The organism is Nonomuraea sp. NPDC049637, from assembly GCF_040675235.1.
Taxonomy (GTDB): domain Bacteria; phylum Actinomycetota; class Actinomycetes; order Streptosporangiales; family Streptosporangiaceae; genus Nonomuraea.
Genome location: NZ_JBFAOM010000030.1, coordinates 86891 through 112874, shown reverse-complemented (window position 1 = coordinate 112874; position 25984 = coordinate 86891). Strand labels below are relative to the sequence as shown.

The 25984-nt window shown below is 74.5% G+C and carries 26 protein-coding genes; 19 read left to right on the top strand and 7 right to left on the bottom strand.

The genetic code is table 11. The annotated features are described in order from the left end of the window. Nucleotides 1-4: 4 nt before the first annotated feature. The 4 genes from AB0J71_RS33535 to AB0J71_RS33520 all read right to left on the bottom strand — a co-directional run bounded on the left by AB0J71_RS33535 (nt 5) and on the right by AB0J71_RS33520 (nt 4725). The gene (locus AB0J71_RS33535; RefSeq protein WP_352324591.1) at nt 5-337 is read right to left on the bottom strand and encodes a putative quinol monooxygenase; all 333 of its coding nucleotides are present in this window, start codon (nt 335-337) and stop codon (nt 5-7) included. 124 nt (nt 338-461) lie between these two features. Further along, complete coding sequence (locus tag AB0J71_RS33530) at nt 462-1067, bottom strand: superoxide dismutase family protein (RefSeq protein WP_352324592.1); 606 nt, start codon at nt 1065-1067, stop codon at nt 462-464. A gap of 121 nt (nt 1068-1188) precedes the next feature. Then, on the bottom strand, nt 1189-3381 hold the full coding sequence (locus tag AB0J71_RS33525) for a transglycosylase domain-containing protein (protein ID WP_364417883.1): 2193 nt from the start codon (nt 3379-3381) through the stop codon (nt 1189-1191). A 180-nt stretch (nt 3382-3561) separates the two neighbouring features. After that, the gene (locus AB0J71_RS33520; protein ID WP_364417881.1) at nt 3562-4725 is read right to left on the bottom strand and encodes an SRPBCC family protein; all 1164 of its coding nucleotides are present in this window, start codon (nt 4723-4725) and stop codon (nt 3562-3564) included. A 221-nt stretch (nt 4726-4946) separates the two neighbouring features. Here AB0J71_RS33520 and AB0J71_RS33515 point away from each other — a divergent pair, with 221 nt between their 5' ends. Then, on the top strand, nt 4947-5990 hold the full coding sequence (locus AB0J71_RS33515; protein WP_364417879.1) for a DUF6221 family protein: 1044 nt from the start codon (nt 4947-4949) through the stop codon (nt 5988-5990). 19 nt (nt 5991-6009) lie between these two features. On the opposite strand, the gene AB0J71_RS33510 is transcribed toward AB0J71_RS33515, so the two are convergent. Next, entirely contained in the window at nt 6010-6492 is a 483-nt protein-coding gene (locus AB0J71_RS33510) for a proteasome activator (RefSeq protein WP_352324598.1), read from the bottom strand. A 115-nt stretch (nt 6493-6607) separates the two neighbouring features. Here AB0J71_RS33510 and AB0J71_RS33505 point away from each other — a divergent pair, with 115 nt between their 5' ends. The 7 genes from AB0J71_RS33505 to AB0J71_RS33475 all read left to right on the top strand — a co-directional run bounded on the left by AB0J71_RS33505 (nt 6608) and on the right by AB0J71_RS33475 (nt 12023). Continuing rightward, nucleotides 6608-6970 carry a hypothetical protein gene (locus AB0J71_RS33505; protein ID WP_352324599.1) on the top strand — a complete coding sequence of 121 codons (363 nt, stop codon included), beginning with the start codon at nt 6608-6610 and terminating at the stop codon, nt 6968-6970. A 77-nt stretch (nt 6971-7047) separates the two neighbouring features. Beyond that, entirely contained in the window at nt 7048-7299 is a 252-nt protein-coding gene (locus AB0J71_RS33500) for a hypothetical protein (RefSeq protein WP_352324600.1), read from the top strand. A gap of 115 nt (nt 7300-7414) precedes the next feature. Then, nucleotides 7415-7948, top strand: a complete 534-nt coding sequence (locus tag AB0J71_RS33495; RefSeq protein WP_352324601.1) for a 2,4'-dihydroxyacetophenone dioxygenase family protein — start codon at nt 7415-7417, stop codon at nt 7946-7948. A gap of 36 nt (nt 7949-7984) precedes the next feature. Continuing rightward, entirely contained in the window at nt 7985-9226 is a 1242-nt protein-coding gene (locus tag AB0J71_RS33490) for an MFS transporter (protein ID WP_352324602.1), read from the top strand. Beyond that, the gene (locus AB0J71_RS33485; RefSeq protein WP_364417877.1) at nt 9223-10272 is read left to right on the top strand and encodes a 2,3-butanediol dehydrogenase; all 1050 of its coding nucleotides are present in this window, start codon (nt 9223-9225) and stop codon (nt 10270-10272) included. The genes AB0J71_RS33490 and AB0J71_RS33485 overlap by 4 nt, the downstream gene beginning before the upstream one ends. Continuing rightward, on the top strand, nt 10269-11003 hold the full coding sequence (locus tag AB0J71_RS33480) for an SDR family NAD(P)-dependent oxidoreductase (protein WP_364417875.1): 735 nt from the start codon (nt 10269-10271) through the stop codon (nt 11001-11003). Before AB0J71_RS33485 ends, AB0J71_RS33480 begins: the two co-directional genes overlap by 4 nt. Nucleotides 11004-11057: 54 nt before the next feature. Then, nucleotides 11058-12023 (top strand): helix-turn-helix domain-containing protein, encoded by a 966-nt coding sequence (locus AB0J71_RS33475; RefSeq protein ID WP_364417873.1) that lies wholly within the window; start codon nt 11058-11060, stop codon nt 12021-12023. Between the two features lie 64 nt (nt 12024-12087). Here AB0J71_RS33475 and AB0J71_RS33470 read toward each other — a convergent pair whose 3' ends face one another. Next, nucleotides 12088-13557: an IclR family transcriptional regulator C-terminal domain-containing protein gene (locus AB0J71_RS33470; RefSeq protein ID WP_364417871.1), complete on the bottom strand. Its 1470-nt coding sequence runs from the start codon at nt 13555-13557 to the stop codon at nt 12088-12090. A 142-nt stretch (nt 13558-13699) separates the two neighbouring features. Between AB0J71_RS33470 and AB0J71_RS33465 the strand changes: the two genes are divergently transcribed. The 8 genes from AB0J71_RS33465 to AB0J71_RS33430 are packed head-to-tail and all read left to right on the top strand — an operon-like array spanning nt 13700 to nt 21251. Beyond that, entirely contained in the window at nt 13700-14482 is a 783-nt protein-coding gene (locus tag AB0J71_RS33465) for a CoA transferase subunit A (RefSeq protein ID WP_352328077.1), read from the top strand. Beyond that, the gene (locus AB0J71_RS33460) at nt 14479-15108 is read left to right on the top strand and encodes a CoA transferase subunit B (RefSeq protein ID WP_364417869.1); all 630 of its coding nucleotides are present in this window, start codon (nt 14479-14481) and stop codon (nt 15106-15108) included. Before AB0J71_RS33465 ends, AB0J71_RS33460 begins: the two co-directional genes overlap by 4 nt. Continuing rightward, nucleotides 15105-16253, top strand: a complete 1149-nt coding sequence (locus tag AB0J71_RS33455; RefSeq protein ID WP_364417867.1) for a thiolase family protein — start codon at nt 15105-15107, stop codon at nt 16251-16253. The genes AB0J71_RS33460 and AB0J71_RS33455 overlap by 4 nt, the downstream gene beginning before the upstream one ends. Before the next feature lie 5 nt (nt 16254-16258). After that, nucleotides 16259-17011, top strand: a complete 753-nt coding sequence (pcaH, locus tag AB0J71_RS33450) for a protocatechuate 3,4-dioxygenase subunit beta (protein WP_352328074.1) — start codon at nt 16259-16261, stop codon at nt 17009-17011. Then, nucleotides 17008-17532 carry a protocatechuate 3,4-dioxygenase subunit alpha gene (gene pcaG / locus AB0J71_RS33445; RefSeq protein WP_352328073.1) on the top strand — a complete coding sequence of 175 codons (525 nt, stop codon included), beginning with the start codon at nt 17008-17010 and terminating at the stop codon, nt 17530-17532. Before pcaH ends, pcaG begins: the two co-directional genes overlap by 4 nt. Next, nucleotides 17519-18694 (top strand): 3-carboxy-cis,cis-muconate cycloisomerase, encoded by a 1176-nt coding sequence (gene pcaB / locus AB0J71_RS33440; RefSeq protein WP_364417865.1) that lies wholly within the window; start codon nt 17519-17521, stop codon nt 18692-18694. The genes pcaG and pcaB overlap by 14 nt, the downstream gene beginning before the upstream one ends. A gap of 2 nt (nt 18695-18696) precedes the next feature. Then, nucleotides 18697-19794 (top strand): 4-carboxymuconolactone decarboxylase, encoded by a 1098-nt coding sequence (pcaC, locus tag AB0J71_RS33435; protein WP_352328081.1) that lies wholly within the window; start codon nt 18697-18699, stop codon nt 19792-19794. Beyond that, a complete protein-coding gene (locus AB0J71_RS33430; RefSeq protein WP_364417863.1) occupies nt 19791-21251 on the top strand; it encodes an aldehyde dehydrogenase family protein in 1461 nt (486 codons plus the stop codon). The genes pcaC and AB0J71_RS33430 overlap by 4 nt, the downstream gene beginning before the upstream one ends. Before the next feature lie 72 nt (nt 21252-21323). On the opposite strand, the gene AB0J71_RS33425 is transcribed toward AB0J71_RS33430, so the two are convergent. Further along, nucleotides 21324-24218, bottom strand: a complete 2895-nt coding sequence (locus AB0J71_RS33425) for a M36 family metallopeptidase (RefSeq protein WP_364417861.1) — start codon at nt 24216-24218, stop codon at nt 21324-21326. 171 nt (nt 24219-24389) lie between these two features. On the opposite strand from AB0J71_RS33425, the gene AB0J71_RS33420 reads away from it, so the two are divergent. Genes AB0J71_RS33420 through AB0J71_RS33410 form a run of 3 tightly spaced genes read left to right on the top strand, consistent with a single transcriptional unit; the run spans nt 24390 to nt 25981 of the window. Then, the gene (locus tag AB0J71_RS33420) at nt 24390-25136 is read left to right on the top strand and encodes an SDR family oxidoreductase (protein WP_352327824.1); all 747 of its coding nucleotides are present in this window, start codon (nt 24390-24392) and stop codon (nt 25134-25136) included. Between the two features lie 34 nt (nt 25137-25170). Beyond that, complete coding sequence (locus AB0J71_RS33415; RefSeq protein ID WP_352327825.1) at nt 25171-25518, top strand: metalloregulator ArsR/SmtB family transcription factor; 348 nt, start codon at nt 25171-25173, stop codon at nt 25516-25518. Further along, nucleotides 25511-25981: an SRPBCC family protein gene (locus tag AB0J71_RS33410; protein ID WP_352327826.1), complete on the top strand. Its 471-nt coding sequence runs from the start codon at nt 25511-25513 to the stop codon at nt 25979-25981. Before AB0J71_RS33415 ends, AB0J71_RS33410 begins: the two co-directional genes overlap by 8 nt. The last annotated feature ends 3 nt before the right edge of the window (nt 25982-25984 follow it).

Genomic DNA, 25984 nt, shown 5'->3' with positions numbered 1-25984 from the left:
GCGGTCAGCCGCGCTCGGGGACGGCCATCTCGCCGAGCGGCGACCAGTCGTCCTGCGGGACGTTGGCGTTGACGATGCGCGGCGTCTCGGCCAGGTAGCCGGGCAGCACCTGCTGGGCCTGCTTGAAGTGCGCCGACGTCACGTGCGCCGCCCCGGCGTCGTCGTCGCGGAAGGCCTCGACGAGGACGTACTCGGCCGGGTCGTCGAGGCTGCGCGACCAGTCGAACCACAGGCAGCCCGGCTCGGCGCGGGTGGCCTCGGTGAACTCGGCCGAGATCTCCGGCCAGCGGTCGGCGTGCTCCGGCAGGACGCGGAACTTCGCGGTGATGAAGATCATGACGGGCACTCCCCAGGTCGGCGGCGTTACGGCACGAGACTAGCCGCACACCGCCACCCGCCCACGGCGGGCCTCACACGCGTCGCGTCGCCGCCCGCCCACGGCGGGCCGCACGCGCGTCGCGTCACCTGATCACGCCGCAGGCGGTGCGGCCGCCCGCGTCGCCGGTCCTGTGGGTGGCCTCGTCGGGGCCGTCCGGGGCGTAGCGGGCGGGGATGTTGGCCAGGTTGTCGGGGAGCGCGTGCACGATGACCGCGCTGCCGTCGGCGTCGGTCAGCTCCCGCAGCCCGAACCGGTCGGTGACGACCGACGCGGAGCCCGACCCGTCCTTGCCGACCAGCAGCGGCGGCAGGTCGCCCGAGTGCCCGGGGTGGACGGCGCCGGCCAGGTCGAGGTGGCCTCCGGCGGTGAAGAAGGGGGAGACCTGGCCGGTCGCGGGATCGACGGCCTTCGGGTCGCACAGACCCGTCGTGTGGATGTGGAAGCCGTGGAAGCCGGGCGTCAGGCCCTTGACCGAGACCGAGACGCGCGCCGTCCCGAACCCCTCGCGCAGGATGCTGAGCCGCCCGACCGCGACGCCGCTCGTGTCGCGGATGACCACGGGCCGCGGGTCGCCCGGGCGCGCGGCGGTGGCGTCGGCCACCGCGCTCACGCCGATCGCGGCGACCCCGGCGGCGAGCGCGAGGCAGAGCGCCAGATGTGTCCGGCCGAACGTCCGTGCCTTGGGCATGGCGGAACCGTCCCTCGTGAGGCGGAGATGTGCGGACTCATCGAGGGTACGGGCGCGCCGCGCCGCCTGTCGTATAGCTCTTGAGTCACCCGTCGGGGTTATGGACCGGCCGGCGCGCCGCTCAGGGCGTTCCGCTCGCGCCCTGGTCGCCGGGGCCGGTCTCGCCCGGGTCCGTCTGGCCGAGGTCCGGCTCGCCCGGGTCCGTCTGGCCGAGGTCCGGCTCGCCGGCGTCGGGACGGGCCGGCGCGCAGGCGTCCCCGCAGCCGCCGAAGCGCCCGGCGTCGATCGGCGTGAACCGCGTGGCGGGCACGCCCTTCAGCGCCGCCCGCATCGTGTCGTTCCAGATGGGCCCCGGCAGCGAGGCCCCGGCCACGATGGCGAAGTACCGGCCGCCGATCGTGGTGTTCACCAGCTTGTACCGCTGCGACCCGCGCGGGTCGCCGATGCTGACCGCGCCCGCCAGGTCCGGGGTGAACCCGGCGAACCACGCCGAGGCGTACCCGTCGGTGGTGCCGGTCTTGCCCGCCGCCGGGCGGCCGATGCCGCCGACGCGGCTCATCGTGCCCTTGGTGAACACGCCCGACAGGATGTGCGCGGTCGCGTCGGCGACGCCCGGATCGAGCGCCTGCCGGCACGAGGGCCGGTACGAGGTCGGCCGGCCGGTGGCGGCATCGGTGATCCTGGTGATGGCCATCGGGGCGCAGTACCTGCCCCGGGCGGCGAGGGCGGCGTACGCGGTGGCCACCGTCACCGGGTCGGTCTCGTTGATGCCGAGGGTGAACGTCTCGTACTCCTGGAGCTTGCGGCCGTCGGCGCGGGCGATCCCGAGCGACTTGGCCGTCTCCACCGTCCGGCACAGGCCCACCCGCTGCTCCAGCGCCATGAAGAACGTGTTCACCGAGCCCCACGTGCCGGTCCGCAGCGTCTTGAAACCGGGGGAGCCCTCGTCGTTGGTGACCGTCCAGGACGGGTCGCCGACGCCGGCGCCGGCGCAGTTCCTGAAGGCGGCGGTGGAGGGCGCGGTGTAGCCGTTGCCCACGGTGATGCCGTCGTCCACCTTCATGCCCTGCTTGAGCGCCTCGACCAGGGTGAACGTCTTGAACGTCGAGCCCGCCTGGAAGCCGATCAGCCCGCCGTGCCGCGCGTCGGCCACCGCGTTGAAGGAGATCTGCTTCTTCCCGGCCGAGGAGCCGTAGCCGCGGCTGGCGGCCATGGCCCTGATCGCGCCGGTGCCGGGCTCGACCAGCGCCTCGGCGGCCAGGGCGTGGTCGGTGGCGTCGACGTGCTTCCTGATCGCCCGGTCGGCGGCGGCCTGGGCCTTCGGGTCGAGCGTGGTGTAGATCTTCAGGCCGCCCTGCGCGAAGGCGTGTTCCCTGGCCCGCCGCGTGCTGCCGAAGGCCGGGTCAGCCAGCAGCTCGTGCCGGACGTACTCGCAGAAGTACGGGTAGGCGCTGTCGCCGCAGCCATTGGGCAGCCGGACGTCCTTGAACCCCAGCTTCTTGGCCTTGGCCGCGGCCGCCTGCTCCGGCGTGATCCGGCCCAGCTCGGCCATCCGGTCGAGCACCACGTTCCGCCGGGCCAGCAGCAGCGCACGGGCCTTCCTGCCGCGGCTCGGGTCGGTGGTGTTCGGGTCCTGCACGGCGCCCGCCAGCGTGGCGGCCTGTGCCAGGTCCAGCCGGGACGCCGGGACGCCGAAGAACCGCCTGGCCGCGGCCTGCACGCCGTTGGCGCCCGCGCCGAAGTAGGCGATGTTGAGGTAACGGCGCAGGATCTCGTCCTTGCCGTACTTCTTCTCGACGCCCATCGCGTAGCGCAGCTCCTTGAGCTTGCGGGCGTAGCTGGCCTCCAGGGCCTTGTTCTTGTCCTGCTCGGTGTCGGCCGCGTTGAGCAGCACCTGCTTGACGTACTGCTGGGTGATGCTGGAACCGCCCTGGCTGAGCCGGTCGGAGCTGAGGTTCTTGACCAGGGCGCGCAGCGTGCCCTCCATGTCGATCGCGCCGTGCTGGTAGAACCGGTCGTCCTCGATGGCGACGACCGCCGTCCGCATCACCTCGGAGATCTGGTCCAGGCGGACGATCTCGCGGTTCTGGTCGTAGAAGCGGGCGATCACGTTGCCGCGGACGTCGTACACGGTGGAGGTCTGCGCGAGTGGCGGCTCGGCCAGCACCACCGGCTTGAGGTTCAGCTGCTCGGTGGCGGAGACGACCAGCGTGCCGGTGCCGCCGACGGCGGGCAGCGCGATCGCGGCCGTCAGCAACCCGGCCGACATCGCCGCGACCGTGAGCCGGGCGACGTTCGACAGGCGATGGGGCATATGAGAGCACCTCCGGGCGGAAACAGGGCAAGCCCGGACATGACAGCACAGCACGAAAGGCGGCGTCCAAGACCGATATCAGCCGTCCGGTGATATCGGGAGCGATATCACGCCAGCTTACGGGCCACGCGCGAACCCGCGTCGCGCGTGGCCGTCCGGCGGTTCGGAGGGGGAGAGCGGTCAGAGCAGGGACGGCGCGGCCGGCTGCACCTGGTTCTCGACGTGCTCCTTCAGCCGCACCAGATCCTGCCGCAGCTTGCGCGCGGGATGCGCGCCGAGCAGCCCGGCGATGGCGTGCCCGGCGGCCCCCGCGATGGGGTTGTAGCACAGGTGCACCTGGACGCGGGTCCGGCCGTCGGCCTGGGCGTCCACGCGCAGCACGCCGGTGTGGGCGATGAGCTCGCCGTCGCCGGACTTCCAGGCGATCTCCGCGCCCTCCTCGCGCTTGGTCTCGGTGGCGGTGAAGCGGATGCGCGTCCCGGCCGGGCCCCTGATCACCCAGTGGGAGCGCAGCTCGTCGGCCGACAGCCGGACCTCCTCGACGTCCGGCATGAAGCGCGGGAACAGCGAGTAGTCGCTCACCAGCGGCCACACGGCCGCCACCGGCGCCGCGATCGAGACGGCCGCGTTGACGTCGATCGCCTCGCGACCGGCGTTGACGCCGGTCAGGCGGCGCAGCGGCAGGTTCGTCGCGGCCCGCACGGCCAGCGCGGACGCGGCGCAGCGGGTCAGCCAGGACAGCGGCCTCGGCAGCTTGCCGGTGACCGCCCAGACCGAGGCCGCCGCCCCGCCCGCGACCAGCCTGGCCGAGGGCGACCAGCGCTGCTGCAGCAGCTCCGGCACCGCCTTGCGGCGGCGGCCCTGGCCCTGCAGCCGGGGGGCGTCGGTGCCGTCCCTGTGCACGTGCCAGTTGGTCTCCACCCGCTTGACGCCGGGGATGCGGCGCACCTTCTGGCGGGCGCGCTCGTCCTCGCCCGCGAGCACGTCGCCGGAGAGCGTCACGACGCGCTCGCGCACGTCGACCTCGACGGCGTGCGGGTGGCTGATGTGGCGGCCCAGTTCGGCGCGTACGCGTTCGTGCAGGACGCGGTCGTCGGCGGTGCCGCCGGTCAGGCGGTACCTGGCCGCCGCGGCCGACCCGCGGCCCCTGTTGGACAGGTCGCGGCCGAGCACGCCCAGGCCGTCGCGCACCTCGTGGGTGGCGTGCGAGCCCTTGTCCCGGACGCGGGCGCGGCGCGACCGGCCCCGGTCCGGATCCAGCAGGTACGTCACCGCGGCCCCGGCGCAGGCGCCCAGCACGGCGGCGACGACCGGGTGCGACCGTCCTCGCGACTCCGTGTGCACGATCTGGATGCGCCGCGGAGCCGGTTGCCGCGATTCCCCGTTGAAGGAGCTGATGCCCCGAAAAGCAGTCGTGCGCATGACCACAATCCCCCTCGCTCGCACTTCCCGCTGGCCGTGGCCTACCCCGCAGGTCACAGCGCTAACGGAGGGCCGTCCGGAGGCGTTGGTCGCCCGCGATACCGGGCAGAGGTGACGATAGGGGATTTAAGGGGAGTTTTGCGATGAAGAGCACGGTTCGCACCGCGACGCAGGCGTTCTGGATCGACGCCGGGCACGGCGGGACGCAGGAGCACTACGGCGAACAGCTGCGCAGGTGGCGGCACGCGTTCGCGGCCACGGGCGGGGAGCCGGGAGCGAGCGGCGTCACGCTGGACCCCCTGCACTTCGCGCTGGCCGCCTGGGAGGTCGCCACCAGGCCGGTCGCCGACTCCCCCTACGTGCGCACCCACCCCCGGGTCCTGGACGCGGCCTGCCACCGGGCCGAGGACGGCCGCGACCCGCTGGCCGTGGTCGAGCTCGCCGCGCCGCCGCCCGTCCCGCTGCCGGACGGCTGGTCGAGCTGGCGGCGCCAGGGCGAGCAGCCGTACGCGGCCGGCGCGGAGGGCACGCCGACCGCCCTGAGCACGCTGGAGCTGCGCATCCCCCTGTCCGGCGACCGGCTGCCGACGCCCACCCGGCCGCGCGCCGAGGGCCTGCCCAACCTGGACGACGCCCAGGCGTCGCTGGAGGCGTTCGTGGCCGAGCTGAACGCGGCGGTCACCCCGTTCCTGCGCGAGCTGGACGGCGCCGAGGGCGTCCCCGGCACCGGCGGCGCCACGCTGGTCCAGTGGCTGCGCACGCAGATCGAGGCCGACAAGGCCACCGCGGAGGCGGCGGGCGCCGGGCCCTGGCGCTACCTCACGGCCGCCGGCCCGGCCGGCGCCCCGGTACGCCAAGGCGCGGGCGGCGCGCGACGGCTGGAGTTCGGCGGCGGACGGACGGTCACCCGCGTCGGCTTCCACGACGACGACCTGCTCCACCCGGTCGAGGCGATCCACATCGCCCTGCACGACCCGGCCGACGCGATCGCCCGCTGCGGCGCCGAGCTGGCGTTGCTGAACGAGCACACTCCGCCGCTGTCGGCCGGGGACACCGGGGACGCCCGGGACGCCGTCTGCCCGCTGTGCGGCGAGGCCGCCGGCTCCCCCTGCCAGACGCTGCGCCACCTGGCCTACGGTTACCGCCTGCGCCCCGGCTGGCGGCCCGAATGGAGCCCCTCCCGCTGACCGCTCCCGGCCCTCGTGTCTACATGTAGTTGCCGTCGCCCTGGGCGCGGACGCCGTCGGGGAGGGGGAGGGCGGCGCGGCCGGCGTGCAGGCCGAGCTGCTGCTGGCGGGCGGCGGCCTGCTGGAGCTGGAGCCCGGCCTGGATGCCCTGGAAGACGCCCTCCAGCCAGCCCACGAGCTGCCCCTGCATGACCCGGATCTCCATCTCCGTCGGCGTCTCGCCGTTCGGGGTGGGCCGCAGGCGCTCCAGCTCGTCGCGCAGCTCGGGCGCGACCGCCCCGGCGACCTCCCGGATGGCCTGCTCGTAGATGCGGTGCATGCGCTCCCTGGCACGCTCCTCCAGGTGCACCCCCTTGGCCTCCTCCAGCAGGCTGCGGGCCATCGCGCTCACGCGGAGCAGCCGGGCGGGCTCCTCGACGCTTTCGATGTCCGTCCTCACGGCATCGCGCAGGGTGTGCTCGCGCTGCTCGTCCCCCGATGCTGGATGCGGCGTCGTCGTCATGTCCTCAGTCCTCGTTCACGCAGGTGAGCGGCTCGCTGCCGCCAGCAACAGCCCTTCCCGGTGCCCCGCCGTTCACTCGTGGGAGCGGCCGGAATCCTGGGTAGGGGTCACCCTCATGAACCGGCGAGACGACGATCCAGAGGACGAGTTCTTCGCTCCGGTGCTGCGCGAGCCGCCGCCCCCGGACGAGATCAGCCGCACAGGCGTGGTGAGCGACACCGGCGTGCCCGGCGTGCACGGCGGCGGCGAGGGGCACTGGCCGCGCAGGCCGCCGCCGTCGAACGCGCTCGGCGTGCGGCTGCTGGCCGCCGCGCTGCTGCTGCTCGCCGGGGTCGTGCTGGCGGTGCTCGCGGTGCTGGCCGGACGGCTGCCGCTGGCGCTGCCGCCGGCGGTCCTGGCGGTGGCAGCCGCCGCGTACCTGGTGGTGTTCGCACGGCGGCGCGCCCGCGACGACGGCGGCCCGCCCACCTTCGGCTAGCGCGACGCCGGGGCGGCCACCTGGGGTTTCGTCCTGGCTGTGGGGGTACACGCCCGCTGAGGGGAAGAGGAGCCGAGATGTCTCTCATCGACCGTGACTGTGTCCGCAGGCTGCTGGAGTCCGAGCACGCCGACGCGACGCTCGTGTTCGTCCGGGGCGACTGCGTCGTGCTGCGGGCCGCGGAGATCGACGACGCCCACCGGGGGCTGGTGATCGCCAGCCGCGAGGACGTCATGTCCCAGCTCCCCGACGGCGCCGCGACGGACGGGCAGGCCCTCGACGACCTCGCCGTGCGGCTGGACAACGTGGTGCGCGACCTCGGCGCCTGACCGCGCCGCGGCCGCATGTCCTGAATCTGCAAGCCGCCACGTCCACCTGGGGAAAGACGGTGTCGGTCCCGCCGGGATTCACTGCCGGGAACACGACACGAAAGGGGCCGTTCAGATGCCCGACAACCCCACCGGCGAGTTCTGGAAGGACCTGCGGCCGATCGAGAACTCCTTCCGGCCGGACGCGCTGCCCGAGGTGTACCTGTCCAAGGTGGCCACCGACGACGACCGGTACTACGTGCCGTTCACCGAGACCGTCGGCTCCCGGCCGCTGTGGATCAACGTCAAGGACAACAGCTGGGCCGACATCCTGCGGGCCAAGGAGGCCGGGCTGGTCAACCGGCACTACCACCCGCACGAGGTGTTCGCGTACACGATCTCCGGCAAGTGGGGCTACCTGGAACGCCCCTGGACGGCCACCGCCGGCGACTTCGTCTACGAGGCCCCTGGCGAGGGCCACACGCTGGTCGCCTACGACAGCGGCGAGCCGATGAAGACGTTCTTCATCGTCAAGGGCCCGCTGGTCTGGCTGGACGAGAACGGCGACCCCGACGGCTTCTTCGACGTGCACGACTACATCAAGATGTGCCGCGAGCACTACGAGAAGGTCGGCATCGGCGCCGACTACGTCAACTCCCTGTTCCGCTGACCGCCGCCCCGCCGCATCCCCCGAAATGAGTGCGTCATGACCGACCTCGCGGCCGCGCCGGACACCAGGGCCGCCGACCGGTACGAGAACCGCCTTCTCGTCATCCTCTTCCTGTCCTTCGGCTTCGTCTTCTTCGACCGGCAGGCGCTGTCGTTCCTGGCGCCGTACATGGACCAGGACTTCGGCCTGTCCAACGCCGAACTGGGCACGCTGTCCGGCGTGCTCGCGCTCACCTGGGCGCTGGCCGGGATGTTCGCCGGCCGCCTGTCCGACGCGCTCGGCCGGCGCAAGCCCATCCTGGTCGTGGCCGTGGTGCTGTTCTCGCTGTTCTCGGCCTCCTCCGGGCTGATGGGCGGGTTCGCCGGGCTGCTGGCCGCCCGCGCGCTGATGGGCACGGCCGAGGGCGCCGTGCTGCCGATGGCGCAGTCGCTCATGGTCGAGGCCAGCCGGGAGCGCCGCAGGGGCTTCAACATGGGCCTGCTGCAGGGCTCGTCGGCCGGGCTGCTCGGCGGCATCCTCGCGCCGCTGGTCGTGGTGTGGATCGCCGAGACCTACGACTGGCGGGTCGCCTTCTACGTCACGATCCTGCCGGGCCTGGTGATGGCCCTGCTGATCGCGAAGTTCGTCCGCGAGCGGTCGCCGCGGACGGCGGCCGAGGCGCCCGCCAAGGAGCCGCGGGTGCCGCTGGGCGAGGTGCTGAAGCTGCGCAACATCGTCGTGTGCATGCTCATCGCCTGCTGCTACCTGACCTGGTTCGTCACCATCATCACCTTCACGCCGACGTACCTGACGCAGGTGAAGGGCTTCGGGCCGGGCACGATGAGCGGCGTCATGACGTGCCTGGGCGTGGCCTGGGTGCTCTGGGGCTTCGCCACCCCGGCCATCTCCGACCGGCTGGGACGCAAGCCCGCGCTGATCGGCTTCACCGCGCTCGCGGTGTTCTGCCCGCTGGCCGTGGTCTACGTCGAGAGCCCCGTGCTGCTCGGCGCGATCATGATCGTCACCTACACCGGGCTCGGCTGCTTCACGCTGTTCATGGCCACCATCCCGGCCGAGACCGTGCCGCGCGGCGCGCTGGCCACCGCGCTCGGCGTGATCATGGGCGTGGGCGAGCTGGCGGGCGGCTTCCTGGGCCCGATGGTCGCCGGGTGGGCGTCCGACCAGTGGGGGTTGCAGGCCGCGATGTTCATCGCCGCCGGCGGCGCGCTGGTCGTGGTGGGGCTCGCCTTCGCCCTGAAGGAGACGGCCCCCGCCGTGCTGCGCAGGGCGGCCGCGTGAGGGCCGCGGTCTGGCACGGGGCCAAGGACGTGCGGGTCGAGGACGTCCCCGTGCGCGAGCCCGGCCCCGGTGAGGCGGCGATCGCGGTGGCGTACTGCGGGATCTGCGGCAGCGACCTGCACGAGTACGCCGACGGCCCGCACGCGATCCCCGTGGCCGAGCCGCACCCGGAGTCCGGCGTGCGCGCGCCGATCGTGCTCGGCCACGAGTTCTGCGGCACGGTCACCGGCCTCGGCGCGGGCGTGACCGGCCTGGCCGTGGGCGACCGGGTCGCGGTCGAGCCGCACTACCGGTGCGGGAACTGCCCGCGCTGCCTGGCGGGGGAGTACAACATCTGCCGCCATTTCGGGTTCGCCGGGCTGATGGGGCACGGCGGGCTCGCCGAACGGGCGACGGTGCCGGCGTACATGCTGCACCGGCTGCCCGAGTCGGTGCCGCTGGAGCAGGCGGCCGTGTTCGAGCCCGCGGCCGTCGCCCTGCACGCGGTGCGGCGGGCCGGGATCCGCGCCGGCGACACCGTCGCGGTCCTCGGGCTCGGCCCGATCGGGCTGCTCGTGGCCCGCTTCGCGGCGCGGGCCGGCGCGGGCCGCGTGGTGGCCGCCGACCGTTCGCCCGCCCGCCTGGAGCTGGCCCGCCGCCTCGGCGCGGAGACGGCGGCGGGCGACGGGCTGGCCGCGGCGGTCGGCGGGGAGGGCGCGGACGTCGTCTTCGAGGCCGCCGGCTCGGAGGGCACGCTGCGCGCCTGCCTGGCCGCCACCAGACGCGGCGGCCGGGTGGTGTTCCTCGGGCTGACCGGCACGGTCTCCCTAGACGCCTTCGCCCTGGTCAACAACGAGCAGACGATCGTGACCAGCGTCGGCTACCGCGACGCCTACCCCGAGCTGATCCGCATGGTCGCCGAGGAGGGCGTGGACCTGGCCGCGATCGTCACCGCGACCATCCCGCTGGAGCACGTGGTCCGCGACGGGTTCGAGGCGCTGCTGCGCGGCGAGGACCAGGTCAAGGTGCTGGTACGACCCACTCGGGACGGGGGGCGGCTCCCGTGACCGGCGCACTCGCCCCAGGGCTGTTCGCCGGGCGGCACGCGTTCGTGACCGGCGGCACCTCCGGCATCGGCGCGGCGACCGCCGTGCTCCTCGCCGAGCTGGGCGCCGCCGTGACCGCGCTCGGCCTGCCGCCCGCCGACCCGGCCGAGCTGCCCGTGCACCCGCTGGTCCGGGTGGTGGAGCACGACGTGCTCGACCGGGGCGGCCTGGCCCGCCTGCTGTCGGCCGGCGACCCGCTCGACGCGCTGGTCAACTGCGCGGGCGTCAGCCACGACCGGCAGGAGTACGACCTGGCCCGCTGGCAGCGCGTCATCGAGGTCAACCTGACCGCCACCATGGTCGCCTGCCAGGCCGCCCGCCCGGCGCTGGCCGAGCACGGCGGTGCGATCGTGAACGTCTCCTCCATGTTCGCCTTCTCCGGCAGCAGGGACCGGCCCGCCTACAGCGCCAGCAAGGGCGGCGTCTCCCAGCTCACCAAGTCGCTGGCGGCCGAGTACGCCGCCGACGGCATCAGGGTCAACGCCGTCGCCCCCGGATTCGTGGTCACCCCGCTGGCCCGCGGCGTGCTGGACGACCCGCCGGCCCTGGCCCAGGTGCTGGCCCGCATCCCCGGCGGGCGGCTGGGCAGGCCGGGCGAGGTCGCCTCGGTGGTGGCGTTCCTGTGCTCGCCGGCCGCGTCGTACGTCACCGGGGCGGTCGTCCCCGTGGACGGAGGCTATCTGGCTGTGTGACATCTCACCTAAGCTGTGTGTCCCCTGACCGGCACGAACGCGAGGAGGGTCGCCTTGTCCGCCGTCTCCGTGATCTCCCAGGCCACGACCGAGCACGTCGAACCCGCCGAGCGCATCCATTTCTGGGAGGACTACAACCGCAGGGCGCTGGTGGGCCTGTCGTGCACGTCGTACTCCGAGCACGGCCTGCTGGCCAGGCAGACCAACATCGAGCTGGCCGGGCTGCGGCTGGCCGAGATCGCCGGGAACGCCCACGCGATCGAGCGCAGCCCGCAGACCGTCAGGTCCGCGCCGAAGGACTCGGTGTTCGCGACCCTGCTGCTCAAGGGCGAGGCGGTGTTCCTGCACGAGAACGGCTGCCTGGCCGCCACGGCGGGCGAGCTGGTCGTCTACGACACGCGCCGGCCGTACCTGTTCGGGTTCTCCTCCTCGATGCGGCAGATCCTGGTGGACGTCCCGCGCGAGCTGTTCGCGCAGGCGTGCGTGGCGGGCGGGCTGCCGGGGCCGATGGTGTTCGGCAGGGCGACGGCGCGGGAGGGCGCGCTCGTGGCCGCGCTGCGCTCGATGATCGGCGGCCTGGCCGCCCTGCGGGCCGCGCCCGACCCCGCCGAGGCCGAGCGGGCCGTGCTCGACCTGCTCAGGCAGCTCGCCGAGGAGCGTACGGGCGGGCGCCCCGGGCCGGACGCCTACCGGTCGCAGCTCATCGTCGCCGAGGACTACATCGACCGGCACCTGCACGACCCGTGCCTGGGGGCGGCGCAGGTGGCCGGGGTCATGGGCATCTCCGTGCGGCACCTGGCGCGCATCTTCGAGTCCACCGGCCGCTCGCCCGCCCGGCACATCGTGGAGCGGCGGCTGGTCCGGGCGCACGCCGAGCTGACCGGGCCGCGCGCGCTGGAGACCACGATCGCCGACGTGGCCCACCGGTGGGGCTTCTCCAGCCAGGCCCACTTCGCCCGGCTCTTCCGCACCCGGTACGGCCTGACCCCGAGCGAGGCCCGCGCCGAGGCCACCCGGTAGGCAGCGCCCGCTCAGGCAGCGCCCGCTCAGGCCCGCTTAGACAGGGCCCGCTCAGGCAGGCCCGCTAGGGGAGCCGGCCGGTGTGCGCGAGGTCGGCCTCCATGCGCGCGGCCGTCCGCCTGAGCTCGGGCAGCACCTCGCGCAGCAGGTGGTCACGGCTGGCCCGGCCGGCGTGCGTGGCCACGTTGACCGCGGCCACCACGCGCCCGTCCGGCCCGCGCACGGGCACGGCGATCGACCGCACGCCCTCCTCCAGCTCCTGGTCCACCAGCGCGTACCCGTCGGCGGCGGCCTGCCGCACGACCGCGGCCAGCCCTTCCGGCGAGGTGATCGTGTGCCGGGACAGCGGCTTCGGCTCGATGGCGGCCACCCGCGCGGCGGGCTGCCCGGCCAGCAGCACCCGGCCCATGGACGTGGCGTACGCCGGGAAGCGGGTGCCCACCGTGATGTCCACGCTCATGATGCTGACCGTGGGCACCCGGGCCACGTAGAGCACGTCGTCGCCGGACAGCACCGCCACCGACGCCGACTCGCGGACGCGCGCCACCAGGTCGGCCAGGTGCGGCTGGACGACCTCGCCGAACGTCCGCTCCGACAGGTGGGCGTAGCCCAGTTCGAGCACCTTGGGCAGCAGCACGTGGCGGTCACCTGCGGCGGCGGCGTAGCCCAGGCGCTCCAGGCTCTGCACCGCGCGCCGTACGGTGGCCCGGGGCAGGCCGGTCACCCTGGCGGACTCGGCCAGCGTGCAGCCGCCGCGCGCCGACCCGAGCGAGACCAGCACGGCCAGGCCGCGGGCGAGCGACTGCAGGTAACCCATGCCCAGCTCCTCCTTGACGGCCCGCGAACCGTCGAGGCCGGCCGGCGCGCGGCGCGGCTCCCGGGGACGGGCGGCCTGGGCCGCCAGGACGGCCTCCATGTCCGCCACCGTCGCGCGCAGGCGGGGCAGGGCGTGCTCGCGCAGCCCGGCCACCGTGTGCCTGCTGGTGTGGCTGACCACGCTGACCGCGCAGACCGCCGTGCCGCCGGGGTCGCGGACGGGCAGCGCGACCGCGATCAGCCCCGGCTCGATGAGCTGGTCGTCCTCGGCCCACGGCGCGGCGGGGTCGAGCAGGGCCAGCCCGGCCGCGCACCGCCCGGCGGGCAGGAGGTCGCCCACCCGGAAGGCCACCGACATCGTGCGCCGCCGGGTGAACTGGCCGACGAAACGCACGCCGTCGCCGTCGCGCACGGCCAGCGAGACCGACTCCTCCAGCTCGGCGGCCAGCCGCTCGGCCAGGGGCGACAGGCTCTCCTGGAGGCCGTCGCAGGCCAGGTAGGCCGCGCCCAGCTCCATCAGCGGCGGCGCGAGCAGCACGTCGCGGCCGTCGGCCCGCAGGTGGCCGAGGTGCACGAGCGTGGCCAGCACGCGGTCGACCGTGGACCTGGCCAGCCCGGTGGCGCGGACGAGGTCGGTCGCGCGCATGGGCCGCCCGGGGTCGGCGGCCAGCACGCGCAGCACGGCCAGGCCGCGCTCCAGGGTCCCGGCCGGTTCCATCGGCGGCTCCTCGTCCAGGTGGGGGCTTTGACAGGAACGCCCCGGTTACAGATACTCGAACCCATAATAGTGAACTAAAGTTCGCAGAGCGAACACCCCCTGGGCGGACACTCGGCGGACATCCTCGGCTGAACGGAGCGTCGTGCGGAGAGACAAGGTGGTCGCGACGGCCGCGGAGGCGCTGGCCGGCGTGCGGGACGGCGCGTCGTTCGCGGTCGGCGGCTTCGGGCTCAGCGGCATCCCCAACGTGCTGATCCAGGCCCTCTACGACACCGGCGTGACCGGCATCGGCGTCGTGTCCAACAACTGCGGCGTCGACGGCGGCGGCCTCGGCATCCTGCTGGCCGCCGGGCGCATCGCCCGCGTGACCGCCTCCTACATCGGCGACAACAAGGAGTTCGCCCGGCAGTACCTCGGCGGCGACCTGGAGGTCGAGCTGACCCCGCAGGGCAGCCTGGCCGAGCGGCTGCGGGCCGGCGGCAGCGGCATCCCCGCCTTCTACACCCCGGCCGGCGTCGGCACCCCCGTCGCCGACGGCGGCCTGCCGCTGCGCCACCACCCCGACGGCACGGTCGCCGTCGCCTCGCCGCCGAAGGAGGTGCGCGAGTTCGACGGCCGGGAGTACGTCCTCGAACACGGCATCCGCACCGACTTCGCGCTGGTCCGGGCGGCCAGGGGCGACCGGTCCGGCAACCTGGTCTTCCACCGCGCCGCCAGGAACTTCAACCCGCTGGCCGCCATGGCCGGGCGCGTCACCGTCGCCGAGGTCGAGGAGCTGGCCGAGCACATCGACCCCGACGAGGTCCACCTGCCCGGCGTGTTCGTGCAGCGCGTGCTCCCGCTCACCCCGCAGCAGGCCGCCGACAAGGGCATCGAGAGGCGTACGATTACCCCGCCTCCGGCAGGAGGGACGGTCACCGAATGAGCTGGACCCGTGACCAGATGGTCGCGCGGGCGGCGGCCGAGCTGCGCGACGGCGACTACGTCAACCTCGGCATCGGCCTGCCCACCCGCATCCCGTCGTTCCTGCCGCCGGGCGTCGACGTCGTCCTCCACTCCGAGAACGGCATCCTCGGCGTCGGCCCCTACCCCGCTCCCGCCGACGTCGACCCCGACCTGATCAACGCGGGCAAGGAGACGGTCACCGTGCTCCCCGGCGCGTCGTTCTTCGACTCCTCGCTGTCGTTCGGCATGATCCGAGGGGGTCACATCGACGTGGCCGTGCTCGGCGCGATGCAGGTCTCGGCCCGCGGCGACCTGGCCAACTGGATGGTCCCCGGCAAGCTGGTCAAGGGCATGGGCGGGGCCATGGACCTGGTGCACGGCGCGCGCAAGGTCATCGTGATCATGGAACACAACGCCAAGGACGGCTCACCCAAGATCGTCGACGAGTGCTCGCTGCCCCTGACGGGCCGGCGATGCGTGCACCGGATCATCACCGACCTCGGCGTCCTCGACGTCACCGGCCAGGGACTGGCCCTGGTCGAGAGCGCGCCGGGCGTGGGCCTGGACGAGCTGCGCAACCGTACCGACGCGGAGGTCATCGCATGAAGGACGTCTACATCGTCGACGCCGTCCGCACGCCGTTCGGCCGCCACGGCGGCGCGCTGGCCAAGGTGCGCCCCGACGACCTGGCCGCGCACGTCGTCGCGGCGCTGGTCGAGCGGACCGGCCAGGAGAGCGCCGACGAGGTGATCCTGGGCAACGCCAACGGCGCCGGCGAGGAGAACCGCAACGTCGCCCGCATGGCCGCGCTGCTGGCCGGGCTGCCGGTCACCACGCCCGGCGCCACCGTCAACCGGCTGTGCGGCTCCGGCATGGAGGCGATCATCCAGGCGTACCGGGCGATCGCGGTCGGCGACGCCTCCGCGGTGATCGCGGGCGGCGTGGAGTCGATGACCCGCGCGCCCTGGGTGCTGCCCAAGCCCGACCGCGCCTTCCCGGCGGGCGGCGGGGAGCTGGTCTCCACGACGCTCGGCTGGCGGCTGGTCAACCCGAGGATGCCCGCCGAGCACACGGTCGCGCTCGGCGAGGGCGCCGAGCTGATCGCCGACAAGCACGGCATCACCCGCGAGGAGCAGGACGCGTACGCGCTGGGCAGCCACCGGAAGGCGGCCAAGGCGGCCCTCGACCGCGAGATCGTCCCCATCGCCGGCCTGACCAGGGACGAGGGCATCCGCGACGACAGCTCGGCCGAGGCGCTGGCCCGGCTCAAGCCGGTGTTCAGAAAGGACGGCGGCACGGTCACGGCCGGCAACTCCTCCCCGCTGAACGACGGCGCGGCGGCGCTGCTGCTGACCGACGAGGAGGGGCTGCGCGGCCGCGAGCCGCTGGCCCGCCTCACCGCGAGCGCCGCGAGCGCGCTGGAGCCGCGCTACTTCGGGCTCGGCCCGGTCGAGGCCGTGCGCAAGGCGCTGGCCAAGGCCGGCAAGGGCTTCGGCGACCTGTCCACCGTCGAGCTGAACGAGGCGTTCGCCGCGCAGGTGCTCGGCTGCCTGGCCGAGCTGCCCGAGCTCGACCCCGCCCTGGTCAACCCCGACGGCGGCGCGATCGCGATCGGCCACCCGCTCGGCGCGTCCGGGGCCCGCGTCACCGGCGCGGTGGCCCACCGGCTGGCCGCGGCCGGCTCGGGCGTCGGGCTCGCCTCCCTCTGCATCGGCGTCGGCCAGGGGCTGGCCGTCGTACTCGAAAGGTAGCGTCCATGTCCGAACCACTCACGCAGGCCGACATCGACCGCGAGATCGCCGCGCTGAGCGAGTCCCGCGGCGAGCGGCCCGCCGACCACCCCGCGCGCGACTACGCCCCCTACCGCAGCACCCTGCTGCGCCACCCCAAGCAGCCGCTGGTCGCGCTGAAGGACCCGGAGGCGAGCGAGCTGTCCGGCCCGGTGTTCGGCGTCACGGACGTGACCGCCCTCGACTCCGACCTGACCCGGCAGCACCTCGGCGAGCCGCTGGGCGAGCGGATCACCGTGACCGGCCGGGTGCTCGACCGGCAGGGCCGGCCCGTACGCGGCCAGCTCGTGGAGATCTGGCAGGCCAACTCCGCCGGCCGCTACCTGCACCAGCGCGACGACCACCCCGCGCCGCTCGACCCCAACTTCTCCGGCGTCGGCCGCTGCCTGACCGACGACGACGGCCGCTACCACTTCACCACGATCAAGCCCGGCCCCTATCCCTGGCGCAACCACCTCAACGCCTGGCGGCCCGCGCACATCCACTTCTCGCTGTTCGGCACGGCCTTCGCCCAGCGGCTGGTCACCCAGATGTACTTCCCCGGCGACCCGCTGTTCCCCTACGACCCGATCCTGCAGTCGGTCACCGACGACGGCGCCCGGCAGCGGCTGGTCTCCACCTACGCCCACGACCTGTCCAAGCCCGAGTGGTCGCTCGGCTACCGGTGGGACATCGTGCTCGACGGGCCCGCCGCGACCTGGATGGAGGAAGGCCGATGAACCCCACCCCCTCGCAGACGGTCGGCCCGTTCTACGGCTACGCGCTGCCCTTCCCCGGCGGCGGCGACCTGGCCGCCGGCGGCATCACCGTGCACGGCCGCGTCTACGACGGCGCCGGCGACCCGATCCCCGACGCGCTGCTGGAGTTCTGGCAGGCCGACCCCACGGGCGACCTGTCGGGCGCGCCGGGCTCGCTGCGCCGCGACCCGGTCAACGGCGCGGTCATCGGCCGGCACGGCGTCGACTTCACCGGGTTCGGCCGCGTCCCCACCGACGCCGACGGCCACTGGACCCTGCGCACGGTCGAGCCGGGCAACGGGTACATCAGCGTGTGCGTGTTCGCCCGCGGCCTGCTCCACCACCTGTTCACCCGCATCTACCTGCGGCCCGACGCCTTCCTCGACTCGCTGCCGCCCGAGCGGGCGCGCACGCTGGTCGCGGTCGAGGAGCGGGAGGGCGTGCACCGCTTCGACATCCATCTGCAGGGCGAGAAGGAGACGGTCTTCCTTGACTTCGGCTGACCCCGCCGGCGCATCCTCCGCAGGCGGTCTGGGGGACTTCGGGCTGCTCGCGCCCATGCGCGGCGGGGCCGAGGCGACCGGCGACCTGGCGGTCCTGCAGGCCATGCTCGACGCGGAGGCCGCGCTCACCCGGGTGCTGGCCGCGCTCGGGCGCGCGCCGCGGGAGGCGGCCGACGCCGTGACCGCCGCGGCCCGCGCCGAGCTGTTCGACCCGGCCGGCCTGGCCGCGCGGGCGCGTTCGGGCGGCAATCCGGTCATCCCGCTGGTGGAGGACCTGCGCGCCGCCGCCGGGCGGTACGGGGAGCACGTGCACGCGGGCGCGACCAGCCAGGACATCCTGGACACCGCGCTCATGCTGGTCGCCCACCGGGCGCTCGGGCCGGTCCTGGCCGACCTCGACCGGGTGGCCGCCGGGCTCGCCACGCTGGCGTGGGACCATCGCGACACCGTCATGGCCGCCCGCACGCTCACCCAGCAGGCCGTGCCCACCACGTTCGGGCTCAAGGCGGCGGGCTGGCGGAAGCTGGTCCTCGACGCCCGCGACCGCCTCCGCGCCGCCCGCGAGGCCCTTCCCGCCCAGCTCGGCGGCCCCGCCGGCACCCTCGACCGGTTCACCGCCCCCGACCAGGACGACGCAGGCGCGGGGGCGCTGGAGGTGGCCGTCCGGTTCGCCGCCGAGCTGGGGCTGGCCGCGCCCACGCTGCCCTGGCACGTGCTGCGCACCCCCGTCGCCGACCTGGCCGGGGCGCTGGCGTTCACCGCCGGCGCGCTGGGCAAGCCGGCCGCCGACGTGCTGGTGATGTCGCGGACCGAGATCGGCGAGGTGTCCGAGGGCGTCGGCGGCGGCTCGTCGTCGATGCCGCACAAGCACAACCCCGTGCGGGCCACGATGATCGCCGCGGCGGCCCGCCAGGTGCCCGCCCAGGCCGCCGTCCTGTACGCCTCGCTCGCCGCCGAGGACGAGCGGCCGCCCGGCGCCTGGCACGCCGAGTGGCAGCCGCTGCGCGAGGCGCTGCGCCTGGTCGCCGGCGCCGCCCGCGACGCCGCGGAACTCGTCGCCGGCCTGCGGGTGCATCCCGGGCGCATGCGCGCCGCCCTGACCGTCGCCGGACCGCCCGGCGCCGCCGCCGCCCTGGTCAAGCGGGCGCTGGAGGAGAAGTGACGTTGTTGCAGCACCGGCTGGACGGCCCGGAACACGCCGAGCCGATCGTCCTCGGCCCGTCGGTCGGCACCTCGGCCCGGGTGTGGGAGCCGCAGGTCGCCGCGCTGGCCCGCAGGTTCCGCGTGGTCCGCTTCGACCTGCCGGGGCACGGCGGCTCCCCGTCGCTCGGCGTGTCCACGATCGACGGCCTGGCCGGGCTCGTCCTCGACCTGGCCGACGAGCTGGGCCTGGACGCCTTCCACTACGCCGGCATCTCCATCGGCGGCGCGATCGGCGCCACCCTGGCCCTGCGCCACCCCGGACGCCTGCGGTCCCTGGCGATGATCTGCTCCTCGGCCCGCTTCGGCGAGCCGGCCGGCTGGCGCGAGCGGGCCGCGCTGGTCCGCGAGCGCGGCACCGCGCCGCTGCTGGAGCCCACGGCCAAGCGCTGGTTCGCCGGGCCGGGCGACCCGGCGCTGCTCGACGACCTCGCCGCCGCCGACCCCGCCGGCTACGCCGCCTGCTGCGACGCCCTGGCCGGCTACGACCTGCGCGCCGAGCTGCCCGGCATCGCCGTCCCCACGCTGGTCCTGGGCGGCCGCGACGACCCGGCCACGCCGCCCGCGCACGCCAGGGAGCTGGCCGACGGCATCCCCGGCGCGACGCTCGTGGAGGTGCCGGGAGCGGCCCACCTGGCCGGCGTCGACCAGCCGGAACGGGTCACCGCCGCGCTGCTCGCCCACCTGCCCGCCGCCCCCGGCATGCGGGTGCGCCGGGAAGTGCTCGGGGACGCCCACGTCGATCGGGCCGTCGCCCGCACCACCGCCTTCACCAGGGACTTCCAGGACCTCATCACGCGCTACGCCTGGGGGGAGATCTGGACCAGGCCCGGCCTCGACCGGCGCACCAGGAGCTGCGTCACCCTCACCGCGCTGGTCGCGCACGGGCACCTCGACGAGCTGGCCATGCACGTCCGCGCCGCCGTGCGCAACGGGCTGACGGCCGACGAGATCGGCGAGGTGCTGCTGCAGAGCGCGATCTACTGCGGGGTGCCGGCCGCCAACGCGGCGTTCGCCGTCGCCCAGCGCGTCCTTACCGAGATATCAGGGGAGTCCGCATGACCATCACCCGTGAGCTGCTGATCGGCGGCAAGAACGTCCCCGCCCTGAGCGGCCGTACGACGCCCGACCTGGCCCCCTACACCGGCGAGGTGTACGCGACCGTGGCCGCCGCGGGCGTCGAGGACGTCACCTCGGCCGTGGACGCGGCGCAGGCCGCCTTCGACGGCTGGGCCGCCACCAGCCCGTTCGCCCGCCGGGCGATCTTCCTCAAGGCCGCCGACCTGCTCCAGGAGCGCGGCGAGCAGGCCGTGGCGCTGATGGCCGCCGAGGTCGGCGGCACCCGACCGTGGGCGCTGTTCAACGTCGGGCTGGCCGCGAACATGCTGCGCGAGGCCGCCGCCGCGATCACCGCGCCGCGCGGCGAGGTGCTCACCGCGCAGGAGGAGGGCGTGCTCGGCCTGGCCGTGCGCGAGCCGCTCGGCGTGGTGGCCGCCTTCTCGCCGTGGAACGCGCCGATCATCCTCGGCGTGCGCTCGGTGGCCGCCGCCCTGGCCGCGGGCAACACCGTCGTCATGAAGCCCAGCGAGGACGCCCCCATCGCGTGCGGCCTGTTCGTCGCCGACCTGCTGCACGAGGCCGGGCTGCCCGCGGGCGTGCTCAACGTGGTCACCAACGACCCGGCCGACGCCGCCGTGGTCGCCGAGGCGCTCATCGCCGACCCCCGCGTGCGCGCGGTCAACTTCACCGGCTCCACCGAGGTCGGCCGGATCATCGGCACCCACGCCGCCCGCCACCTCAAGCCCGCCCTGCTGGAGCTGGGCGGCAAGAACGCCATCATCGTCCTGGACGACGCCGACCTCGACCACGCCGTGGACGCCGCCGCGTTCGGCGTCTACATGAACGCGGGCCAGATCTGCATGTCGGGCGACCGCGTGCTGGTGCACGAGTCGCTGGCCGAGGAGTTCGGCCGCCGGTTCGCCGACAAGGTGCGCGCGCTGCCCGCCGGCGACCCGTCCCGGCCGGAGACGGTGATCGGGCCGCTGGTCAGCGCGGACGCCGCCCGCCGGGTGGCCGGGCTGATCGCCGACGCGGTCGCCAAGGGCGCGACGGTGCTGGCCGGCGGCGGCGAGCCCGACGGCGCGGTGCACCCGGCCACGGTGCTGACCGATGTGCCGAAGCACGCCCGCCTGTACTACGGCGAGGCGTTCGGCCCGGTGTGCGTGGTCGGCGCCTTCGCCACCGACGACGAGGCCGTGGCCCTGGCCAACGACACCGAGCACGGCCTGACCGCCGGGATCATCACCGAGAACGGCACCCACGGCCTGCGCGTGGCCCGCCGCCTGCGGACCGGCATCGTGCACGTCAACGACCAGTCCGTGGGCGACGAGCCGCAGGCGCCGTTCGGCGGCGCCGGCTCCTCGGGCTACGGCCGGTTCGGCGGCCGGTGGGGTCTGGAGGCGTTCAGCAACACCCGCTGGATCACCCTGGCCACCGAACAGGCCCACTACCCGTTCTGACCACCCGGCCCGTCCCTGGGAGCGGCGGGCCGTTCTCCGAGCGGCGGGCCGGTCGGCCGGCCCGCCGCCGGGTCAGTGGGCGTACGCCTGGAACTCCGCCGCCCGCACCTGCTCGCGCGCCGGGCTCGCGGTGGCGCAGTCGGTCGCGGAGCCGGGGTCGGCGTCCTGCTCGCCCGCGTAGCGCGGGTTGCCGGTGCACTGGCTGCTGACCACCCGCAACATCAGGTGGGTGGCGCTGGTCGGCGGCACCCGGAAGGAGCGCACCAGCAGGTCCGCGCCGCGCGGCCGGGGCAGCGTGGCGTCGAACGCGTCCGCCGGGCTGGTGTAGACCTTCCTGAAGCTCGCCGGGTCGGCGCAGTTCGCGGCGCAGGCCAGCACCTCGAACGCGCGCAGCGCCGAGAACCTGTTCTGCCCGCCCGGGTCGGCGGCGTCGCCGACGTCGGGCCGGAGCATCGCGCTCACCTGGACCCTGCGCACCGTGACCGGACGGTCGCCGGCCAGGTCCACGACGACCGACCGGCCGGCCGGCGCGCCGGTGCGCGAGGCCCAGTTCGTGGCCTCGGTGTCGTCGATCAGCCGGGCCTGGTTGACGCCGTCGCCGGCGGCCGTCGCGCCCGCCGCGGCCGAGGCGAGGTTGCGCGGCAGCGGCAGCGGGAGCGGCCGCCTGGCCCCGGCCACCACCGGGAACGTCAGCCGCGCGTGCCCGAACCCGGCGCCCGCCACCACGAACCGGTACGTGCCCGGCGTCATCTCGACGGTGTCGCCCAGCGGCGTGGCCGGGTCGGTGTCGGCGACCGGCACCGCGCGGCCCTCGTAGTCGCCCACGTACAGCCGCAGGGCCGCGTCCCTGGCCTCGCCGAGCGGCTTGAGCTGCAGGGAGCCGTTGCGGCCGGCCGGGTCGACGAAGCTCGGCGTCGGGTCGGGGTCGTTCGGGCCGTTGCTGGCCGCGCCCTTGCCCAGGCCGTGCTCGGCGAACGCCCGCCACAGGATGTCCTGGTTCGCGCCGTCGAAGCGGATGGCGTCGGCGGCCAGGATCGCGTCCCGGTGGTCGACGTAGCTGACCGCGCCGGAGGCCATCAGCAGCAGGGCGTCGTACGAGAGCTGCGCCCACCGCCGGTTGCCCGGGCACCTGTCCACCGCCACCTTGCCGTCGGCGCAGTCGCGCTGCCGGGCCGGCGTGCCCTTGCCGTACCGCCTGACGAACGCCTCGCGGACGTCGAACTGGGTGGCGGTCCAGATCTCGCCGTCCGCGTGCACCTGCGCGCCGACCAGGTCGTAGGCGATGTCGCTGTAGTTCAGCGGCGACCTGGACATGTCGTAGTTGCGGATGCCGCGCGTCCGGTCGCCCGTGACGTACGGGCCGATCACGTACGGGGTCGCGCCGGAGGAGCGGAAGCCGTACTCGTCGAGGTACTCCATGGCGAACAGGTCGGAGGTGCTCTCGTTCATGGCGCCCGCCTGCGCGCCGCTCCAGCCGGCGTTCGGGCCGCCGATCATGCGGCCGGAGATGGCGTGGCTGTACTCGTGGCCGATGACCGACATGTCGTAGTCGCCGTCCACGCAGGGGGAGTAGAACGAGCCGGCGATCGGCTGCCACAGGTACATGTTGGTGATCGGGGCGAGGCCGTCGGGGCCGGTGATCTGGTTGGCGTTGTCGCGCACCGACGCCACGCGCGCGCCCGCCTGGGCGTTGCCCAGCTCGGGGTCGTTGCCGAGCCCGCCGCGGTCGCCGTTGTCCACCTGCATGTTCCAGGCCGACTCGGTGAAGCCGAGCCGGTAGGACCAGTCGTGCATGCGGTTGTGCATGGCGTTGAGGTTGGCGATGGCGGCCTCCAGGTCCGCCTCGCCCGGCTGGTCGAACGTCGCCGGGTCGCACTTGGCCCGGTGCCAGGTGTTGCGCCACGGGTAGACGTAGTCGCGGCTGGGGGAGGGCGCGTTCGCGCGGGTGCCGACGGTGAACGGGTCGCCGCTCGCGCGGTTCTCATACGTCCGGGCGGCGTTGCCCGCGCTGGTGTGGGTGGGCGCGCCGGTGGCGTGGTCCACGTCCCAGGCGCGGCCGGTCGCCGGGTCGCCGCCGGTGGCGAGGTCGCAGCCGGGCCCGGCCGCCTGGCACCAGGTCCGCCGGGTGTCGGTGGCGGAGTAGTCGCCGGGCGGGTTGACCGGGAAGGCCGCCCAGCGCGGGTTCTCCGGGTCGAAGTGGTCGACCAGGTTCTCGCGGGTGAGGATGGCGCCGCTGACCGCGTCCACGTGGGTGGTGTACGCCGCCGCCTCGCCCTTCCCGCCGCCGATCAGCACCACCTGGTACGCGCTGTGCACGCCGTCGGGCGCGGGCACGGCCACCTTCGTGACCTGCTTGGTCGTCGCCGTGGCCAGGTCCACGCCGCCGTCGCGGGCCGCGATCTCCAGGGCCCGCGCCTCACTGATCGCGGCGGCGGGGGGCGCGGCCTGCCCGCGGGCGAGCGAGGAGGTCACGTGGCGCACCTTCCCCCGCACGACGCCGACAGCGACGAGCCCGTCCACCCCGGCCGGCAGCCCGCCGAACCGCTGGCGCAGGAGCACGACGGCACCGGCGCCGAGGGGGTTGACCGCGACCTTCTCCAGCCCGGCGACCTCCTCCGCCGACAGGCCGAACAGCGGCTCGTTGGCGGCCAGGTAGGCGCGGGCGGCCCGTTCGGGGTCCTCGCCCAGGCCCTCGGCGAGCGGCGCGGCGCCGGTGACGACGGCGGGGGTGCCGAGGGCGTTCCAGCGGATCTCCGCGCCGGCGGCCCGCGCGCCGAGCCCGGCGGGCGGCGGGACGCGGCCCTGCCGGTTGTCCAGGTCCGGTCTGCCGTGCTGCTCGGCCTGGAAGTCGTGGACGATCGGGGCCTGCCCGCCGGGTTCGCCCCGGGCGGCGCCGGTCAGGGGCAGGGCAGTGGCGGTGACCGCGAGGGCGATCACGGCGCTGCGTAACCAGGGTCTGGTGGACACGGTTCCTCCTGGGCGCGAAAGACGCGCGGTTGACGCCCGTCCCGCCAGAGGTAACACCGTCCCGGGGTCCTGACAAGATCGGATCGAGCCTCCAGGACTGTCCAGTTCTTGACAACGCCGCGTACTCAACCTGTAGGTTGATAAACCAGTGGGTTGAACAAGGAGGAAGAGATGCTGCTCCGAGAAAAGGTCGCGGTGGTCTACGGCGGCGGCGGCTCGATCGGCGGCGCGGTGGCCCGCGCCTTCGCCCGCGAGGGCGCCCGCGTCTTCCTGGCCGGCCGCACCCGGGCCCCGCTCGACGAGGTCGCCGACGACATCCGCGCGGCCGGCGGCACGGCGGAGACCGCCCTCGTGGACGCGCTGGACGAGCAGGCCGTCGACGCGTTCACCGGCTCGGTGGCCGCCCGCGCGGGCCGCATCGACGTCTCGTTCAACGCCGTCTCCGTCCAGGACGTGCAGCGCCCGCTGGCCGAGATCTCCGTCGAGGACTTCCTGCGGCCGATCCAGGTCGCCGCGCGCACCCAGTTCCTCACCATCAGGGCCGCCGTGCGGCACATGGCCGGTTCGGGGGTCGTCCTGCTGTTCGGCGGCGGCGGGCCGCAGACGCAGCCGGGGCTGGGCGGGTTCAAGGTGTCGCTGGACACCATGGAGGGCATCCGCCGCCAGTGGGCCTGCGAGGCCGGGGCGCAGGGCGTGCGCGTGGTCACCCTGATCACCGGCGGCGTGCCGGAGAGCATCCCCGACTCGTTCCCCGGCAAGGCCGCGCTGGAGGCGGAGCTGCGCGCGCCCACCCTGCTCGGCCGGCTCGCCACCCTCGCCGACGTGGGCGACGTGGCGGCGTTCGTCGCCTCCGACCGGGCCCGGACCATGACGTCGGCGACCGTGAACGTCTCCTGCGGCGCGATCGTGGACCATTAGGGTCGGGACCGCCCAGGAAGGAACGTACGCACCGATGCCCGACGACCAGCTCAGCCTCACCTTCGCCGCCCTGGCCGACCCCACCCGGCGGGCCATCCTCGCCCGGCTGGCCGACGGCGAGGCGACGGTCAACGAGCTGGCCGAGCCCTTCGAGATGAGCCTGCAGGCCGTGTCCAAGCACCTGAAGGTGCTGGAGCGGGCCGGGCTGATCAGCCGCGGACGCGACGCGCAGTGGCGGCCGTGCCGCCTGGAGACGGAGCCCCTGGACGGCGCCTCCGCGTGGATCGACCGCTACCGCGAACGCTGGACCGGCAGCTTCGACCGGCTCGACGAGGAGATCAGCAGGCTCCGGCACAGCGAGGAAGGACGTGACCATGGGTGAGACCGAATTCGTCATCGAACCCGGCCGCCAGGACATCATCATGATCCGGGCCTTCGCCGCCCCCAGGGACGTGGTGTTCCGGGCGGTGACCGACCCTGCGCTGATCCCGCGCTGGTGGGGCCCCCACTGGCTGGACACCCGGGTGGACGCCATGGAGGTCGCGCCGGGCGGCCGGTGGCGCTTCGTCAACACCGACGCCCGCGGCCGGGAGTACGCCTTCGGCGGCGTCTACCACGCGGTCGTGCCGCCGGAGCGGTACGTGCGCACGTGGGAGTTCGAGGGCACGCCGGGCGAGGTGGCCCTGGAGACCGTGCGGCTGGAGGAGGCCGGCGGCCGTACCCGGTACGTGGCCCGGTCGGTGCATCCGTCCGTGGAGGCGCGCGACGCCATCGTCCGCGCCGACGGCCCCAAGGGCGGCGCCCAGTCCATGGACCGCCTCGCCGAGCTGCTGAAAGCGCGCTGACGC

Bases quoted from the DNA above. Each gene is read 5' to 3' on its own strand.
- AB0J71_RS33535 (WP_352324591.1), bottom strand. From the start codon at position 337: ATGATCTTCATCACCGCGAAGTTCCGCGTCCTGCCGGAGCACGCCGAC.
- AB0J71_RS33530 (WP_352324592.1), bottom strand. From the start codon at position 1,067: ATGCCCAAGGCACGGACGTTCGGCCGGACACATCTGGCGCTCTGCCTC.
- AB0J71_RS33525 (WP_364417883.1), bottom strand. From the start codon at position 3,381: ATGCCCCATCGCCTGTCGAACGTCGCCCGGCTCACGGTCGCGGCGATG.
- AB0J71_RS33515 (WP_364417879.1), top strand. From the start codon at position 4,947: ATGAAGAGCACGGTTCGCACCGCGACGCAGGCGTTCTGGATCGACGCC.
- AB0J71_RS33510 (WP_352324598.1), bottom strand. From the start codon at position 6,492: ATGACGACGACGCCGCATCCAGCATCGGGGGACGAGCAGCGCGAGCAC.
- AB0J71_RS33505 (WP_352324599.1), top strand. From the start codon at position 6,608: ATGAACCGGCGAGACGACGATCCAGAGGACGAGTTCTTCGCTCCGGTG.
- AB0J71_RS33500 (WP_352324600.1), top strand. From the start codon at position 7,048: ATGTCTCTCATCGACCGTGACTGTGTCCGCAGGCTGCTGGAGTCCGAG.
- AB0J71_RS33495 (WP_352324601.1), top strand. From the start codon at position 7,415: ATGCCCGACAACCCCACCGGCGAGTTCTGGAAGGACCTGCGGCCGATC.
- AB0J71_RS33490 (WP_352324602.1), top strand. From the start codon at position 7,985: ATGACCGACCTCGCGGCCGCGCCGGACACCAGGGCCGCCGACCGGTAC.
- AB0J71_RS33470 (WP_364417871.1), bottom strand. From the start codon at position 13,557: ATGGAACCGGCCGGGACCCTGGAGCGCGGCCTGGCCGTGCTGCGCGTG.
- AB0J71_RS33460 (WP_364417869.1), top strand. From the start codon at position 14,479: ATGAGCTGGACCCGTGACCAGATGGTCGCGCGGGCGGCGGCCGAGCTG.
- AB0J71_RS33455 (WP_364417867.1), top strand. From the start codon at position 15,105: ATGAAGGACGTCTACATCGTCGACGCCGTCCGCACGCCGTTCGGCCGC.
- pcaH (WP_352328074.1), top strand. From the start codon at position 16,259: ATGTCCGAACCACTCACGCAGGCCGACATCGACCGCGAGATCGCCGCG.
- pcaG (WP_352328073.1), top strand. From the start codon at position 17,008: ATGAACCCCACCCCCTCGCAGACGGTCGGCCCGTTCTACGGCTACGCG.
- AB0J71_RS33430 (WP_364417863.1), top strand. From the start codon at position 19,791: ATGACCATCACCCGTGAGCTGCTGATCGGCGGCAAGAACGTCCCCGCC.
- AB0J71_RS33420 (WP_352327824.1), top strand. From the start codon at position 24,390: ATGCTGCTCCGAGAAAAGGTCGCGGTGGTCTACGGCGGCGGCGGCTCG.
- AB0J71_RS33415 (WP_352327825.1), top strand. From the start codon at position 25,171: ATGCCCGACGACCAGCTCAGCCTCACCTTCGCCGCCCTGGCCGACCCC.
- AB0J71_RS33410 (WP_352327826.1), top strand. From the start codon at position 25,511: ATGGGTGAGACCGAATTCGTCATCGAACCCGGCCGCCAGGACATCATC.